The sequence below is a fragment of the Microbispora sp. H13382 genome, assembly GCF_014161445.1.
GTDB lineage: Bacteria > Actinomycetota > Actinomycetes > Streptosporangiales > Streptosporangiaceae > Microbispora.
On the sequence record NZ_JABBXA010000003.1, the window covers coordinates 45,947 to 61,461 of the forward strand.

The 15,515-nt window shown below is 70.8% G+C and carries 15 protein-coding genes; 11 read left to right on the forward strand and 4 right to left on the reverse strand.

All coding sequences use genetic code 11. From position 1 onward, the window contains the following. The first annotated feature begins 5 nt into the window (after nt 1-5). The 6 genes from sufC (at nt 6) to HHX41_RS07885 (ending at nt 6,859) form a co-directional block, all read left to right on the forward strand. A complete protein-coding gene (gene sufC, locus HHX41_RS07860) occupies nt 6-758 on the forward strand; it encodes a Fe-S cluster assembly ATPase SufC (protein ID WP_169985949.1) in 753 nt (250 codons plus the stop codon). Further along, the gene (locus HHX41_RS07865; RefSeq protein WP_182905401.1) at nt 758-2,020 is read left to right on the forward strand and encodes a cysteine desulfurase; all 1,263 of its coding nucleotides are present in this window, start codon (nt 758-760) and stop codon (nt 2,018-2,020) included. Before sufC ends, HHX41_RS07865 begins: the two co-directional genes overlap by 1 nt. A 3-nt stretch (nt 2,021-2,023) precedes the next feature. After that, a complete protein-coding gene (sufU, locus tag HHX41_RS07870; RefSeq protein WP_169985945.1) occupies nt 2,024-2,461 on the forward strand; it encodes a Fe-S cluster assembly sulfur transfer protein SufU in 438 nt (145 codons plus the stop codon). Between the two features lie 67 nt (nt 2,462-2,528). Continuing rightward, nucleotides 2,529-2,918: a metal-sulfur cluster assembly factor gene (locus HHX41_RS07875; protein ID WP_169985943.1), complete on the forward strand. Its 390-nt coding sequence runs from the start codon at nt 2,529-2,531 to the stop codon at nt 2,916-2,918. 373 nt (nt 2,919-3,291) lie between these two features. Then, nucleotides 3,292-4,803 carry a DEAD/DEAH box helicase gene (locus HHX41_RS07880; RefSeq protein WP_182905402.1) on the forward strand — a complete coding sequence of 504 codons (1,512 nt, stop codon included), beginning with the start codon at nt 3,292-3,294 and terminating at the stop codon, nt 4,801-4,803. A gap of 220 nt (nt 4,804-5,023) precedes the next feature. Then, nucleotides 5,024-6,859 carry an alpha/beta fold hydrolase gene (locus HHX41_RS07885; RefSeq protein ID WP_182905403.1) on the forward strand — a complete coding sequence of 612 codons (1,836 nt, stop codon included), beginning with the start codon at nt 5,024-5,026 and terminating at the stop codon, nt 6,857-6,859. Here HHX41_RS07885 and HHX41_RS07890 read toward each other — a convergent pair. The 3 genes from HHX41_RS07890 to HHX41_RS07900 all read right to left on the reverse strand — a co-directional run bounded on the left by HHX41_RS07890 (nt 6,817) and on the right by HHX41_RS07900 (nt 10,074). After that, nucleotides 6,817-7,773 (reverse strand): carbohydrate ABC transporter permease, encoded by a 957-nt coding sequence (locus HHX41_RS07890; RefSeq protein ID WP_182905404.1) that lies wholly within the window; start codon nt 7,771-7,773, stop codon nt 6,817-6,819. The two genes, HHX41_RS07885 and HHX41_RS07890, sit on opposite strands and share 43 nt — an antisense overlap. Further along, complete coding sequence (locus tag HHX41_RS07895) at nt 7,773-8,687, reverse strand: carbohydrate ABC transporter permease (protein ID WP_182905405.1); 915 nt, start codon at nt 8,685-8,687, stop codon at nt 7,773-7,775. Before HHX41_RS07895 ends, HHX41_RS07890 begins: the two co-directional genes overlap by 1 nt. 130 nt (nt 8,688-8,817) lie before the next feature. After that, nucleotides 8,818-10,074 (reverse strand): extracellular solute-binding protein, encoded by a 1,257-nt coding sequence (locus HHX41_RS07900; RefSeq protein WP_182905406.1) that lies wholly within the window; start codon nt 10,072-10,074, stop codon nt 8,818-8,820. 331 nt (nt 10,075-10,405) lie between these two features. On the opposite strand from HHX41_RS07900, the gene HHX41_RS07905 reads away from it, so the two are divergent. The 4 genes from HHX41_RS07905 to HHX41_RS07920 all read left to right on the forward strand — a co-directional run bounded on the left by HHX41_RS07905 (nt 10,406) and on the right by HHX41_RS07920 (nt 13,271). Further along, nucleotides 10,406-11,371 carry an acetylxylan esterase gene (locus HHX41_RS07905; RefSeq protein WP_182905407.1) on the forward strand — a complete coding sequence of 322 codons (966 nt, stop codon included), beginning with the start codon at nt 10,406-10,408 and terminating at the stop codon, nt 11,369-11,371. A 100-nt stretch (nt 11,372-11,471) separates the two neighbouring features. Further along, on the forward strand, nt 11,472-11,735 hold the full coding sequence (locus HHX41_RS07910) for a phosphoribosyl-ATP diphosphatase (protein ID WP_169985931.1): 264 nt from the start codon (nt 11,472-11,474) through the stop codon (nt 11,733-11,735). 59 nt (nt 11,736-11,794) lie between these two features. Further along, nucleotides 11,795-12,640, forward strand: coding sequence for an ATP phosphoribosyltransferase (gene hisG, locus HHX41_RS07915; RefSeq protein WP_169985929.1), 846 nt, complete (start codon nt 11,795-11,797; stop codon nt 12,638-12,640). A gap of 91 nt (nt 12,641-12,731) precedes the next feature. Beyond that, nucleotides 12,732-13,271 carry a hypothetical protein gene (locus HHX41_RS07920; RefSeq protein ID WP_182905408.1) on the forward strand — a complete coding sequence of 180 codons (540 nt, stop codon included), beginning with the start codon at nt 12,732-12,734 and terminating at the stop codon, nt 13,269-13,271. 53 nt (nt 13,272-13,324) lie between these two features. Here the strand turns inward: HHX41_RS07920 and HHX41_RS07925 are convergent, their stop codons facing one another. After that, entirely contained in the window at nt 13,325-14,398 is a 1,074-nt protein-coding gene (locus HHX41_RS07925; RefSeq protein WP_220503863.1) for a PP2C family protein-serine/threonine phosphatase, read from the reverse strand. A gap of 231 nt (nt 14,399-14,629) precedes the next feature. Here HHX41_RS07925 and HHX41_RS07930 point away from each other — a divergent pair, with 231 nt between their 5' ends. Further along, nucleotides 14,630-15,514, forward strand: coding sequence for an ABC transporter ATP-binding protein (locus HHX41_RS07930; protein ID WP_182905409.1), 885 nt, complete (start codon nt 14,630-14,632; stop codon nt 15,512-15,514). The last annotated feature ends 1 nt before the right edge of the window (nt 15,515 follow it).

Here is a 15,515-nt window from a genome sequence, read left to right on the forward strand (position 1 = left end):
AACTCGTGTCCACTCTTGAGATCCGTGACCTGCACGTCGCCGTGGGCGACAAGGAGATCCTGCGCGGCGTCGACCTGACGGTCCGCAGCGGCGAGACGCACGCCATCATGGGCCCCAACGGCTCGGGCAAGTCCACGCTGGCGTACGCCGTCGCGGGGCACCCCAAGTACACCGTCACCTCCGGCACCGTGCTGCTCGACGGCGAGGACCTGCTGGAGATGTCGGTGGACGAGCGCGCCCGCGCCGGCCTCTTCCTCGCCATGCAGTACCCGGTCGAGGTCCCCGGCGTCAGCGTGTCGAACTTCCTGCGCTCGGCGATCACCGCGGTCCGCGGCGAGGCGCCCAAGCTGCGCGAGTTCGCCAAGGAGCTGAAGGGGGGCATGGACGCGCTGTCCATCGACCCGGCCTTCGCCCAGCGCAACACCAACGAGGGCTTCTCCGGCGGCGAGAAGAAGCGCCACGAGATCCTCCAGCTGGAGCTGCTCAAGCCCAAGATCGCAGTGCTGGACGAGACCGACTCCGGCCTCGACGTCGACGCCCTGCGCGTCGTGTCCGAGGGCATCAACCGGTTCCGCGCCTCCGGTGACACCGGCGTGCTGCTGATCACCCACTACACCCGCATCCTGCGCTACGTGAAGCCGGACTTCGTCCACGTCTTCGCCGCCGGCCGCGTGGTCGAGGAGGGCGGCCCCGAGCTGGCCGACAAGCTGGAGGCCGAGGGCTACGAGGCCTACACCGCGAAGGCGGCGTCCGCCTGATGAGTGCGCCCGGCTTCGACGTGGAGAGGATCAGGAAGGACTTCCCGGTCCTCGCCCGCGAACTCCCCGGAGGCAGGCCGCTGGTCTACCTCGACTCCGGCAACTCCTCCCAGAAGCCGGCGCAGGTGATCGAGACCATGCGCGATCACCTGACCTGGCACTACGGCAACGTCGGCCGGGCGCTGCACGTGCTGGGCAGCGAGTCGACCGAGGCGTACGAGGCCGCGCGCGACAAGATCGCCGCGTTCGTGAAGGCCCCGTCGCGCGACGAGATCGTCTTCACCAAGAACGCCTCCGAGGCCCTCAACCTCGTGGCGTACGCCTTCGGCAACCCCGTCGGCGAGGACGAGCGGTTCCGGATCGGCCCCGGCGACGAGATCGTCATCTCGGAGATGGAGCACCACTCCAACATCGTGCCGTGGCAGCTGCTCGCGCAGCGGACCGGCGCGACGCTGCGCTGGTTCCCCGTGACCGACGAGGGCCGCCTCGACGTCGAGGGCCTGGAGGAGCTGGTCAACGATCGCACGAAGATCGTCTCGATCACGCACCAGTCGAACGTGCTGGGCACGGTCAACTCGGTCTCGCCGATCCTGGCCCGCGCGCGTGAGGTCGGCGCGCTGATGATGCTCGACGCGTCGCAGTCGGTGCCCCACCAGCCCGTGGACGTGACCGAGCTGGGCGTCGACTTCGTCGCGTTCACCGGCCACAAGATGGTCGGGCCGTCCGGCATCGGCGTGCTGTGGGGCCGTCGCGAGCTGCTCGACGCCATGCCGCCGTTCCTCGGCGGCGGCGAGATGATCGAGGCGGTCTGGATGGACCGCTCGACGTACGCGCCGGTGCCGCACAAGTTCGAGGCCGGGACGCCGCCCATCGTCGAGGCCATCGGCCTCGGCGCCGCGGCCGACTACCTGACCGCCGTCGGCATGGACCAGATCAAGGCGCACGAGAAGGAACTCGTCGCGTACGCGCTGGAGGCGCTGCCGGAGGTCCCGGGGCTCAGGATCATCGGCCCGCGTACGCCCATCGCCCGAGGCGGCACGATCTCGTTCACCCTGGAGGGGATCCACCCCCACGACGTGGGGCAGATCCTCGACGACGTGTACGGGATCGCGGTCCGGGTAGGTCATCACTGCGCCCGGCCGCTGCACCTCAGGTTCGGAATTCCCGCGACCACACGGGCGTCTTTCTACCTGTACAACACGACGGCCGAGATCGACGCACTGGTCCGCGGCCTCCACCACGTGCAGAAGGTGTTCGGCTGAGCCATGATCGCTGAATCGATGTACCAGGAGCTGATCCTGGAGCACTACAAGCATCCCCAGGGCCGGGGCCTGCGTGACCCGTACGACGCCGAGGTGCACCACGTCAACCCGACCTGCGGCGACGAGGTGACGCTGCGGGTGAAGGTGGCCGACGGCGGCAAGGTGCTCGACGTGTCCTACGACGGCCAGGGCTGCTCCATCAGCCAGGCCGCCGCCTCGGTGCTGCACGAGCTCGCCACCGGCTCCACCGTGGAGGAGTCGCTGTCGGTGGTGGAGGAGTTCACCCGGCTCATGCAGGGCAGGGGCCAGGTGGAGCCGGACGAGGACGTGCTGGGCGACGCGGTGGCGTTCGCCGGTGTGGCGAAGTTCCCCGCCCGCGTCAAGTGCGCGCTGCTGGCGTGGATGGCTTACAAGGACGCGCTGATGAGGAGCCAGGGATGACCGGCGGCCTCCGTCGCGTTGGGAAGTACGGCGCCACGCCGCGGGCGCCGAGAGGTGAGGAGACGACGTGAGCAAGCCGACCGAGACCCCGACGGGAACCGCGACCGAGGCGGCGACCGGGACCTACGACGGGGAGAGCTCCCTCGACGACGTGCTCGAGGCGCTGAAGGACGTCGTGGACCCCGAGCTGGGGATCAACGTGGTGGACCTCGGCCTCGTGTACGGCGTCAACCTCGACCCGGCCGGCGAGGGCGAGCGTCCCATCGCCACCATCGACATGACGCTGACCAGCGCCGCCTGCCCGCTGACCGACGTGATCGAGGACCAGGCCAACTCGGCGCTCGCCGACCTGGCCTCCAGCGTGGTCATCAACTGGGTCTGGCTGCCGCCGTGGGGTCCGGACAAGATCACTGACGAGGGTCGCGACCAGCTCAGGATGCTCGGCTTCAACGTCTGACCCCGGCGGCCTCCCGCCGGGCAGTACCCGCACCGTCCCGCCGCGTCCGCACGTGGCGGGACGCCGCGCTTCCACCCGCACGCGGACCGTGTCCCGGACCGGGGCGGCCGATGTGATGCGGGAATGCCGTACGATCGTTTTTTGCTCTTCCTTGTGCGACGTGAGTGAAAGGCGTCCGTGAGAGCCGCCGCCCGGCGGTCTCCACTTCTGCGGGACGCGTGCTCACGGCAACGTGCGGGCAGCAGGCCGTCGTAATTCCGGCCCGTGACGCCCGTAGGCACGGCACGCCCGCCGTGCCTGTCCCGGCTCGTCCTTTCGCAGAAGTGACGCGCCCGCGTGTTCCGGCACGTCTTTCTTCGAAAGGCACGATTTCGTGACCATCTCTGCCCTCGACGAGGGCACGACCACCCCTGCCGAGTTCGGCACGCTGGGGCTGCCCAGACCGCTCGTGACAGGGCTCGCCCGGCAGGGCATCACCACGCCGTTCCCGATCCAGCGGGCGGCCATCCCCGACATCCTCGCCGGGCTCGACGTCCTCGGACGCGGCCGGACCGGTTCCGGCAAGACCCTCGCCTTCGGCCTGCCGACGCTGGCCAGGATCGCGGGGGAGAAGTCGGCGCCCCGGCGGCCCCGCGCCCTCATCCTGGTGCCCACCCGCGAACTCGCCTTCCAGGTCGCCGCCACCGTCGAGCCGCTCGGCCGGGGGCTGTCGCTGCGCACCAGGACGGTCGTCGGCGGCATGCCGATGGGTCGCCAGATCGAGGACCTGCGCCGGGGGGTGGACGTCGTGGCCGCCACGCCCGGCCGCCTCACCGACCTGATCGAGCAGGGCGCCTGCGCGCTCGACGACGTCCAGATCACGGTCCTCGACGAAGCCGACCACATGTGCGACCTCGGCTTCCTTCCCGTGGTGAGCGCGTTGCTCGCGCGCACGCCCGCCGACGGGCAGCGCCTGCTGTTCTCCGCGACGCTCGACGGCGACGTGGACACGCTGGTCCAGCGTTTCCTGACCGACCCGGTGGTCCACTCGCTGGACCCGGCCACCTCCCCGGTCGAGACGATGGAGCACCACCTGATCCAGGTGCAGCGCGACGACAAGGCCGACGTGACGGCCGAGATCGCCAACCGGGACGGCCGTACGATCCTGTTCGTGCGCACCCAGCACGGCGTCGACCGGGTCGTCAAGCAGCTCGCCCGGGCGGGGGTCCGCGCGGGCGGCCTGCACGGCGGCAAGCGGCAGAACCAGCGCACCCGCATCCTCGACGGGTTCCGCCAGGGCAAGATCGGGGTGCTCGTGTGCACCGACGTCGCGGCGCGCGGCATCCACGTCGACGACGTGAGCCTCGTGCTGCACGTGGACCCGCCCGCCGACCACAAGAGCTACCTGCACCGGGGCGGCCGTACGGCCCGCGCGGGCGAGCGCGGCGTGGTGCTGACGCTGGTGCTCCCGAGCGAGCGTCGCTCCACCGAGTCGATGACCCGCAAGGCGGGGGTCGACGCGTCACGGCACCGGGTGACGCCGGGCGACCCGGTCCTGAACGAGATCGCCGGGGCCCGGCGGCCGAGCGGCGAGGCCGTGCCCGTATGGGAGCCCGACGTGCGCTCGCCGCTGCGGCCCGGGCACGACGACAGGCAGCGGGACGACAAGCCGCGGGGCCGTCGCCGTTTCGGCGACCGTCCCCGTGGCGGTGACCGTCCCGGCGAGGGCGACGGCCGGCGCAGGTGGCCCGACCAGGGTGAGCGGTCCCGGGCGCCGTGGGCCGGTGACGGACACGGCGAGTCCCGTGGCGGGCGGGGCGGCGGTCACCACCGTGGCCGGGCCGGCGGGCAGGCCGGGTACGGCGCGGCTGAAGGCGGTCGCGGCCGCCGGTTCACCGGCCGCTGATTCCACCTCTCCTCCCAACCACCGGGCCGTCCGTACGGGCGGCCCGGTGGCGTGTGGGGACGATCCTCATACGCGCTCCTGAAACCTTGGGTACATCTTGACGTGAACTATGTAGACCGGTCTAGTCTCCTCATGTGATCGAAACATCAGGAGCCGGGATCGGCGGGCGGCTCGTGGAGCCGGTGCCCGAGCTGGTCCACGAGGGCACGGAGGTCTCGTCGTGAGCGCCGCGGACAGGCACGCGCTGGTCCTGGGCGCGACCGGCTTCGTCGGCCGCCACCTGGTCCTCGCGCTCGGTCGGGCCGGCGTCCGGGTGAGCGCGGCCTGCCGCGGCCGCGAGTCCTACCGGAGGCTCGCCCGGTGGCTGGCCGAGCACGGGCACGACGAGGCCCCGGCCGACCTCCGGGTCGATTTCGCCGGGCCGTCGCTGATCGACGGGGAGGCCGGCGACGTCACGGAGGTCTACAACTGCGCCGGCGCCTACCGGTTCGGCATGCCGGCCGACGAGGCCCGCCGGGCCAACGTCGACAGCGTGCGCGCGGTCGTCGCCTTCGCGGCGCGGCTGCCGCGTCTGCGCCGCCTCGTCCACGTCTCCGGGTATCGCGTGGGCGGGCAGGACCCCCGTCCCTGGAGCGAGGAGCAGCGGCGGGAGGCCTACCGGGCCCTCGGCGCGTACGAGGCGTCCAAGGTGGAGGCGGACGCCGTCTTCCGGATCGAGGCGGAGCGGCTGGGCGTGCCCTGGTCGGTGGTCAACCCGGCCAGCGTGATCGGTGACAGCGTCACCGGCGAGGCCGGCCAGTACCTCGGGCTCGCGTCGACCCTGCGCGACCTCTGGCAGGGCGCTCTCGTGGCGGTTCCGGGGAACGCGGGGACGTTCGTCCCCGTGGTCGCGGTCGACTACCTCGCCCGGTTCATGACCCTGCTTCCGGGGGACGAGGCCGCCGAGCGCGCGTCCTACTGGCTGCTGGACGACGACACGCCCGCGCTGCCCGGCCTGATCGCGCTCGTCGCGGAGCACTACCAGGTCAGGGCGCCCCGGCTGCGGGTTCCGGTGCCACTGGTGAAGCGGCTGCCCCGCAGGCTCACGAAGGCCGATCCGGAGACGCTGACGTTCCTGTCGAGTGACCGCTATCCCACCGGCCCGGCGCGTGCCTTCGCGGCACGCCACGGGCTGACCATGCCGGACACCGCCACGACGATCCGCCGCTGGGCCGACCACCTGGCGGCGAGCCGCTTCGGGGACGCCCCCGCCGGAGGCAGGCGGTTCGTCGACGCGGGCGGGGTGCGGACGTTCGAGGTGGGCGAACCGGGCGCGCCCACGGTGGTGCTGCCGGGTCTGCCGGTCAACGCCGACACCTGGGCGCCGGTCGTCACGGCGATGGGCGACGCCCGTGCCGCCGACCTGCCGGGGCTGGGAATGAGCGCGGGAGGTCGCGACGACTGGCCGGCCTGGCTGACCGCTCTCGTGACCGGGACCGGCGCACGCCACCTGGTCGGTCACTCCATCGGCGCCGCCGCCGCGGTGGAGGCCGCGGCCGCCCATCCCGGCGCGGTGGACCGGCTCACGCTCGTGGCGCCGTTCTTCCTCCAGGCACGCCCCGCTCCCGCCGCCCGTTCCGCACTCGCGGCCCGCTGGTATCTCGGCCGGGTCCGTCCCACCGCGCTGGCCGAGCGGCTCACCGGAGACCCGGCACACGCGCCCGCCCTCCGTTCGAGCGTGGCCGACCTGCGCCGCGGCGCCGCCGCCACCGCCGCCCGGCTCCTGGCGGCCGCGGCTTCACCGCGGTGGCGGGCGAGCCTGCGGGCCGGGCTGGCGCGCTACCCGGGGCACGTGCACGTCGTCGTGGGCTCCCGCGACCCTCTCACCCCGGAAGGACGGGCCCTCGTGGACACGCTGCCCCGGGTCACCGTGACGGTCGTCCCGGAGGCGGGTCATCACCCCCAGCTGACGCACCCGGAGGAGGTCGCCGAAGCCGTCGGCGCGGACAACCCCTCTCCGGGCGCGCGAGCCGTTCAGCCCTTCAGACCGCTCAGCACGATGCCTCGGGTGAAGTAGCGCTGGAAGGCGAGGAAGAAGGCGATCGACGGCAGGGAGGCGAGCAGGCCGCCCGCCATGATCGCCCCTTGGTGCTGCGCGCCGGCGAAGTAGGAGTTGAGGCGGGCGAGCGCGACCGGGATGTTCGCCATCTCGTCGCTCTGCACGATGATCAGAGGCCACAGGAAGTTGTTCCATTCGGCGAGCACGATGAAGATCGACATCGCGGCGAGGGCCGGGCGCAGCAGCGGCAGCACGATCCGCCACCAGATGCGCCACTCCCCGGCGCCGTCGACGCGGGCGGCCTGGATCAGCTCGTCCGGGATCGAATGGAGGAACTGCACCAGGAAGAACAGCACGAACGCCTTGGCCAGCGCCGGGATGATGTAGCCCTGGTAGGTGTCCAGCCAGCCCAGGTTGCGCATGATGACGTAGTTCGGCACCAGGGTGGTCTGCCAGGGCACCATCATCGAGGCGACGATCAGCAGGAAGATCAGCCGCCGCCCCGGTACGCGGTGCTTGGTGATGACGTACGCCGCCAGCGAGGCGATCAGCAGCGACCCGACAGTGATCGCGACCGTGATCACCAGGCTGTTGAACATGAAGCGGCCGAAGCCGAAGTCGACCTGGAACCGCTGGAAGATGCCCTGGAGATGGCCCGGATTGACCTGGGTGGGGGAGTAGCCGGGGTCGTAGAAGTTGTTCAGCGTGGGGTGCTCGGGCACGAACGACGGCGGTTGCCGGTTCAGCTCGGTCACCGGTTTGAACACCGTGATCAGCATCCAGTAGAACGGCGCGATCATGGTGAGCGACAGCAGGTAGAACGGCAGGCGCAGCAGGTTCCCGCGCCAGGTGGCGCGCGACGCGGCGGGCGCCCGCCGGGGTGCGACGGCGGGGTCGGAGACGATCGGCGTGGTCGTGGGGGCGGCGGCCATCACAGCTCCTTCAGGGCGCGGCCGATGCGGAGGTTGACCATGCTCAGGGCGAAGATGATCAGGAAGAGCACCCACGCGATCGCCGAGGCGTAGCCGAGCTTGAAGTGCGTGAAGCCCTGGTCGTAGAGATAGGGCACGATCATCAGGCCCGAGTCGAGCACGCCGCCGATGTTGTTGGTGCCCCGGAACACGATGTAGACGGCTTCGAAGACCTGGAAGGCCCCGATGAGGCCGGTCACGACCACGTACGTGGTGACCGGCCGCAGCAGCGGCAGCGTCACCCGGCGGAACTGCTGCCAGGTGCCGGCGCCGTCGATGCGGGCCGCCTCGTAGTACTCCTGCGGGATCGTGTTGAGCCCGGCGACGTACAGGACCATGCCGTAGCCCATCCCGCCCCACACCGACATCAGCACGAGGATCGGGATCGTGAGACCCGGCGTGGCCAGCCACTCGACGGCCCTGCCCCCGAACCAGGCCGCGACGGTGTTGGCCAGGCCGAAGTCGCCCGGGTTGAAGACCCACTTCCAGAGCAGCATCAGCGCGATCGACGAGGTCACCGAGGGCAGGAAGAAGATCGTCCGCATGATGCGGTGCGGCCAGCTCGACCCGTTGAACGCCAGCGCGAGGCCGAGCGACAGCAGCGTGCCGATCCCGATCGACGCCACGACGTAGAGGAACGTGTTGCCCAGGGCGTGCCGGAACCGGTCGTCGTCGAACAGCAGGCGCCGGAAGTTCTCCAGACCCTGGAACTCGGGGGCGTTCACCCCGTCGAACTTCGTGAAGCTGAGGTAGAGCGAGTTGACCAGCGGCCAGACCAGGAAGCCGGCGAACAGGCCGAGGAACGGCAGCAGCATCAGATAGGACGTGCCGTAGCGGCGCCATCGTCGCCGGGGCGCGGCGGTGTGGGTTGCCATGTCGTCTCCAGTCGAAGGGAAGCCGAGGACGGACCCGGGCCGGTGAGAGGTCAGGTGTCACCGGCCCGGGCCTGGTTGGGGGGGACGGATGCCGCGCCGGTGAGGGGTCAGGCGTCACCGGCCGGAACGGCTATCCGGCGTTGCGCTCCATCACCTTGGCGGCCTCGCCCAAGGCCGTCTTCACGTCGGCCTTGCCGAGGATCGCCGACTGGAGCTGCTTGGCCACGTCGGACGCGCTCTCGTCCCAGCCGGGGCACCCGGGCGCCGCGGCGCCGGTCTTGATGATCTCCGCGAACACCGCCGAGTGCTCCGGCGCGAACGGCGAGTCGGCGACCTTGTCCGGGCGGGGCGGGATGTAGGCGATGTTGCGGGCCTTCGACTCCGCCGCCACCGCGTCGACTGCCTCGTCGGTGTAGAGGAACTTGACGAAGTCCGCCGCCTGCTGGATGTGCTTGCTGTACGACGTGACGCCGACGGCCCGTCCGCCGATGAAGGTCGTGGGCCCCGCCGGGCCGGTCGGCAGCGGGGCGATCGCCCACTTGCCCTTCAGCTCGGGCTTGCTGGTGTCGATGGCGAGGGCGTTCCAGTTGCCGCCGTAGACCATCGCGGTGCCCGCGCCCAGCGCGTCCGGGGTCGTCACCGTGTCGGTCGGCGCGCCGTGCTCGCGGTGCAGGTCGATCCAGTACGACAGCGCCTGCTCAGCCTGGGAGGTGTTCAGCGACGGCTTGCAGTCAGGCGTGTAGAAGGTGCCGCCCGCCTGGTAGAGGAAGTTGAAGTAGCCGATCCAGTCGAGGTTGCCCCAGTCGATGCTGAACGGCGTCTTGACCCCGGATTTCTTGAGCTTTTCGATGTCGGCGGTCAGCTCGTCCCAGGTCTTGGGCGGCTCCTTGAGCCCGGCCTCCTCGAACAGGTCGGTCCGGTAGTAGAGCGCCTCGGTGGACATGTCGAGCGGGATGCCGTAGATGGTGCCGTCGGGGGAGACGGCCGACTTCCACTGGGCGGGCTGCGCCTGGGCCTGGAGCTGCTCGATGCCGTACTTGCGCAGGTCCACCATGCCGCCGCGCAGGCCGAACTGGATGGTCCAGGTCATGCCGCCGGAGATGATGTCGGGCCCGCTGCGGCTGGTCGAGGCCGCGAGCAGCTTCGCGTACGCGTCGTCCCAGCTCAGCGTCTGCACCTTGATCGTCATGTTGGGGTGCGTCTTGGCATACAGGTCGGCGGCCTTCTGGAAGGTCGCGGTCTCGTCGTCGCCGCCGGTGGACCACCACGTGATCGTGGCGGGGGCGTTCGCGTCCGCCTGCCTGGTCTCCGACGTGCCGCTGGTCGCGCAGCCCGCGCCGAGGGCGGCGATCAGGGCGGCGCAGGTGGCCGCCGTCGTTCGTCGCATGGACGTCTCCGATCTCTACGGAAAGTGATCGACTGACATGTCGTGCCCCCCGAGAGGGCGGACCGCGAGGCAGTGCCGGTGCGGCCGCACCTCCCACGCTTCGAATTCGTGCAGAGTCCAGCACTAAACCGGATTAGTTTCAAGAGGGTGTTTCATCCCGTCAACCCGGGTGTAACGCTGTCCCGAGTGTCATTTCGCAGGTCGTCGGCGGGGATGGTCTGGAGCCGAACCCCGGCGGAAGACCCTTAACCGGGTCAGAAGTCTGAAACAAGGCGTTTGTGTAACCTTGCGGCATAACACGAGCCAGGCCCACCACCCACGGGAGTCCCCCATGTTCGTCGACATGCCTCTCGACCAGCTGCGCGCGTACCTGCCCGAGCGCCGGGAGCCCGCCGACTTCGACGCCTTCTGGGACCGCACGCTGGCCGAGGCCCGTGCGCACGATCTGAACCCCGTCTTCGAGCCGTACGAGGCGGACCTCGCGCTGATGGACGTGGCAGACGTGACGTTCGCCGGATTCGGCGGGCATCCGATCAAGGGGTGGTTCCTCGCTCCCGCGGGCGCGTCGGGCCCGCTGCCGTGCGTGGTGGAGTTCATCGGGTACGGCGGCGGCCGGGGCCGGCCGCACGACTGGCTGCTGTGGCCGGCCGCCGGATACGCGGCCTTCGTGATGGACACCCGCGGGCAGGGCGGCACCTGGCGCTCCGGAGACACCCCCGACCCGGTCGGCGGAAACGGCGCGCAGATCCCCGGCAAGCTCACCCAGGGCGTGTTCGACCGGGACGGCTACTACTACCGGCGGCTCTACACCGACGTCGTGCGCGCGGTCGAGGCGGCCAGGTCGCACCCCCTCGTGGACGCCGGGCGCGTCGTGGTGACCGGCGGCAGCCAGGGCGGCGGCATGGCGCTCGCCGCCGCCGCGCTCGTGCCGGACCTCGCCTTCGCGTTCGTCAACGTGCCGTTCATGTGCGACATCCGGCGCGCCGTCGAGATCACCGCCGAGGACCCGTACGCCGAGCTGGGCCGGTTCTGCGGGATCCACCGGACCCGGGTCGAGGAGATCTTCGCGACCCTCGACTACTTCGACGGCCTGCACTTCGCGGCGAGGGCCGCCACGCCCGCCCGGTTCTCCGCCGCCCTACGCGACGGCGTCACCCCGCCCTCGACCGTGTTCGGGGCCTACAACCACTACGCCGGGCCGAAGGACATCACGGTCTGGCCGTTCAACGGCCACGAGGGCGGGGAGTCGCAGCAGGCGCTGGAGCAGCTCAGGCTGGCCAGGAAGATCCTCGGCTGAGACGGATCTCGCAGGGTGGACGCGGGGCGCGGCGGTCCGCCCCCGCGACTACCCTGGGGCCGATAACCTGAACGCGCAGGCCCACGATCCGAGAGAGACCATGAAGACCTTCGAAGAGCTGTACGCCGAGCTGGCAGAGAAGGCGCGCACCCGGCCCGAGGGGTCGGGCACCGTGGCCGCCCTGGACGCCGGCGTCCATGCCATCGGCAAGAAGGTCGTGGAGGAGGCCGCGGAGAGCTGGATGGCGGCCGAGCACGAGTCGGCGGACCGGGCGGCCGAGGAGATCTCGCAGCTGCTCTATCACGTCCAGGTGCTCATGCTGGCCCGCGGGATCGGGCTGGACGAGGTCTACAAGCATCTGTAGCCGCCGCGGCGGCTACAGATCGTCCATCGACCTCGTTCTGCTGAAAGGATCTCCCACCCATGCTGCGCATCGCCGTACCGAACAAGGGCGCGCTCTCCGAGGCCGCCCAGACCATGCTGAAGGAGGCGGGCTACCGCCAGCGCAGGGACAGCAAGGAGCTCGTGGTCGTCGACTCCGACAACTCCTGCGAACTGTTCTTCCTCCGCCCGCGCGACATCGCCGTCTACGTCGGCGAGGGCACCCTGGACGCCGGGATCACCGGGCGTGACATGCTCTTCGACTCCGGTGCCCCGGCCGAGGAGGTCATGCCGCTCGGGTTCGGCCGGTCGACGTTCCGCTTCGCCTCCACGCCGGGCGCCTACTCCGGCGTCGCCGGCCTGTCCGGCCTGCGCATCGCCACCTCGTACGCCGGGCTGCTCGGCAAGCACCTCGCGGACCAGGGCGTGGACGCCCGGGTCATCAAGCTCGACGGCGCGGTCGAGACGGCGATAAGGCTCGGCGTCGCCGACGCGATCGCGGACGTGGTGGAGACCGGCACGACGCTGCGCAACGTCGGCCTGGAGGTGTTCGGGGAGCCGATCGCGCACTCCGAGGCCATTTTGATCAAGCGGGCCGGCGCCCCGGAGGCCAACGGGTTCCAGCAGCTCATCCGCAGGCTGCAGGGCGTGCTCGTGGCCCGCGACTTCGTCATGATCGACTATGACATCCGGGCCGAGCGCATCGACGAGGCCATCGCCATCACCCCGGGCATGGAGGGGCCGACCGTCTCCCCGCTGCATCGTGAGGGCTGGGTGGCCGTGCGGGCGATGGTCCCCCGCAAGGGTCACCAGCAGGTGATGGACCAGCTCTGGGAGATCGGTGCCAAGGCCATCCTCGTCACCGCCATCTTCGCCTGCCGCCTCTAGACCGCCTCTGGACCGGACTTCGCCGACCCGCTGTCGCGGCGGGCGGGGCTTGTGTCAAGATCGCGTCATGACTCGATTACACCGTTTGTTGGTGCCGTTGATCTGCGCGCTCACCCTCGCGGCGGCCGCGCCCGCCGTCGCGGCGGGACACGCGGCGAGCGCGGTGGCGGCCGATGTCCCCGCGACACAGCTCGACGCGATCCGCAGGCTCGACTTCATGGTCGGGCGTTGGGCCGGCTCGGGGTGGGTCGACACCGCCTCCGGCCGGCAGCAGTTCCTCCAGACCGAGAAGGTCGCCTACAAGGCGGGCGGCCAGGTGATCACGGTGGAGGGTCAGGGCCGGGACAAGGCCGACCCGCGCAGGATCGTGGACACCGCGCTCGCGATCGTCAGCTACGACGACCAGACCGGGCAGTACCGCTGGGAGGCGTTCTCGCAGGGGCACGTCACCGCCACCGTCCCCCTGGTCGGCGACCGCTTCTTCCAGTGGAGCCTCCAGACCGCGGGCCCGACCGTCCGGTACACCCTGCGCTTCACCGGCAGGGACTGGCACGAGATCGGCGAATACACCCTCGACGGCGGCGCCACCTGGCGGCAGAACTTCCAGATGGACCTGCGCCGCGTGTCCTGACGACTGCGCGTCCTCCTTCCTTCCGGCGGAAGGAGGGAGGACGCTGACAGATGTCAGGGTTCCGGCGTCGCCAGGCGCTCGACCGCGATCATGGCGGTGTCGTCGTGCAGGTGGCCGTTCACGTGCTCGAACAGGCGCTCGCGGAGCCGTTCGACGAGGGTGCCGGCGTCCTCGCCGGCCCGTTCGCCCAGGTGTGCGGGGAGGTCGAAGAACGTGCCGGTGCGGTCGCGGGCCTCGATGACGCCGTCGGTGTAGAGCAGGAGGATGTCGCCGGGTTCGAAGGGGAACGTCGCCGGCCGAGGTTCGGACTCCGTCAGCAGTTCGAGTCCCAACGGGGGGGCGACCTGGTCCGGCTGCAGGGTCAGCACCCGGTTCCCGCGGAGGAGGAGCGGCGGCGGGTGACCACAGGCGATCACGTGCACCTTCGGTTCGGCGTCGGGGATCTCGGCGACGGCCGCGGTGACGAAGCATTCCTGGGCGTCCGTGTCGGTTTCGGCGTGCTCGGTGAGGTTCTGGCAGAGGCTGGTCTCCATGCGCGTCATCAGCTCGGGGAGGGTCGTGGGGCCGTGTGACGCCTCGCGGAAGGCGCAGAGCGACGCCGCGGCGTCACTGATCGCGGGCAGCCCCTTCCCGCGTACGTCACCGATCAGCAGACGGGTGACGCCGTCGGTCCGGGCGGCCGCGTACAGATCGCCCCCGATCCTCGCCTCCGCGGCCGCGGCCAGGTATATCGACGCGATGCGCAAGGGGCCGACCCGCCGGGGCAGTGGCCGCAGCAGGACGCGTTGGGCGATCTCGGAGACCGACCGCACCTGGTGGAGCACAGCCAGGTGCCGCTCGTGGACCACGCGGAAGACGACCACGACGGCCGATACGGCGAACAGGGCGAGCATCTCGACGTTGTGCTCGGAGCTTCGCAGGACGCCCTGTCCGAGACCGCTCACCACGTCGGCCGCCAACGCCAGCGCCCCGATCGCCGCCGTGCACCTCGGACCGGCGAACGACGCGGTGAGCGCGGGAGCGACGACGAGCAGCGGCCCCAGGTGAACGCTCCGCGGCAGCGCGAGGTCGACAGCCGCGATGATCACGATGAGCCCGATTGGGATCACCAGCAGTATGTGACTCACCTCGAGATTCCGGCTGAGATCCCGAAAGGTCGCCAGAAGGCGCACGTCTCCTGGTTATCACGCTGCGGACATCGTCCGGAAGCCAGGGGCGGGCGCTCCGGGGCGGATAAGGGGAAGCCGGTCGCGTCGGCGGGCAGAGGGGCCGGCGGCCCGGCGGATGACAAAAGTCATCGCGAAGGCCGGAGGCAGGGCACTGACGGCATACGGGTCCCGATTCCTACCGTGAAGCCCATGAACGCCATCGCCTTCACCGAGGTCACCAAGAGATACGGTGACGTTGTCGCGGTCGACGGGATCGACCTGGAGGTCCCGGCCGGCGCCACAGTGGCGCTGCTGGGGCCCAACGGGGCCGGCAAGTCCACCTCGATCACCATGCTTCTCGGCCTGCTGCGGCCCACGTCCGGTGAGATCCGGGTCTTCGGCGAACCGCCGCGGACCGCCGTCGCCAACGGGGAGATCGGCGCGATGCTCCAGGAGGGCGCGCTGATCCCCGAGCTGAGCGTCGCGGAGACCGTGGACTTCGTCCGGCGGCTCCACCCCCGCCCGCTGCCGCTTGAGGAGATCCTCCGGCTCGCCGACCTGACCGAGATCGCCCGGCGGCGGGCCTACCGGCTGTCCGGCGGGCAGACCCAGCGGGTCCGGTTCGCACTGGCCATCGCGGGCGGACCGAAGCTCCTGCTGCTCGACGAGCCCACCGCGGCCATGGACGTCGAGTCCCGCCGCAGGTTCTGGGACAACATGCGGGCGTACGCCGCGAAGGGACGGACGATCCTGTTCGCCACCCACTATCTGGAGGAGGCCGACGAGAACGCCGACCGGGTCGTCGTGATCGCCCGCGGCCGGATCGTGGCCGACGGCAGCGCCGCCGGGATCAAGGCCGGGGTCGCCGGCCAGGCGGTGAGCTTCCTGCTGGGCGAGCAGCCGGTCACCGGGCTCGACGCCCTCCCCGGGGCGACCGGTGTGGAGCTTCAGGGCGCCCGGGTCACGCTGCGCACGACCGACCTCGACGCCACCGTCGCCGCGCTGTACCGCAAGACCACCCTCGACATCCGCGATCTCCAGGTCCACGGGGCCGACCTGGAGGACGCCTTCCTCGCCCTGACCAAGGAGGCCTGAC

Coding starts and splice junctions, on each gene's coding strand:
- HHX41_RS07865 (WP_182905401.1), top strand. CDS start 758: ATGAGTGCGCCCGGCTTCGACGTGGAGAGGATCAGGAAGGACTTCCCG.
- sufU (WP_169985945.1), top strand. CDS start 2,024: ATGATCGCTGAATCGATGTACCAGGAGCTGATCCTGGAGCACTACAAG.
- HHX41_RS07890 (WP_182905404.1), bottom strand. CDS start 7,773: ATGGCCGCCGCCCCCACGACCACGCCGATCGTCTCCGACCCCGCCGTC.
- HHX41_RS07895 (WP_182905405.1), bottom strand. CDS start 8,687: ATGGCAACCCACACCGCCGCGCCCCGGCGACGATGGCGCCGCTACGGC.
- HHX41_RS07900 (WP_182905406.1), bottom strand. CDS start 10,074: ATGCGACGAACGACGGCGGCCACCTGCGCCGCCCTGATCGCCGCCCTC.
- HHX41_RS07905 (WP_182905407.1), top strand. CDS start 10,406: ATGTTCGTCGACATGCCTCTCGACCAGCTGCGCGCGTACCTGCCCGAG.
- HHX41_RS07910 (WP_169985931.1), top strand. CDS start 11,472: ATGAAGACCTTCGAAGAGCTGTACGCCGAGCTGGCAGAGAAGGCGCGC.
- hisG (WP_169985929.1), top strand. CDS start 11,795: ATGCTGCGCATCGCCGTACCGAACAAGGGCGCGCTCTCCGAGGCCGCC.
- HHX41_RS07930 (WP_182905409.1), top strand. CDS start 14,630: ATGAACGCCATCGCCTTCACCGAGGTCACCAAGAGATACGGTGACGTT.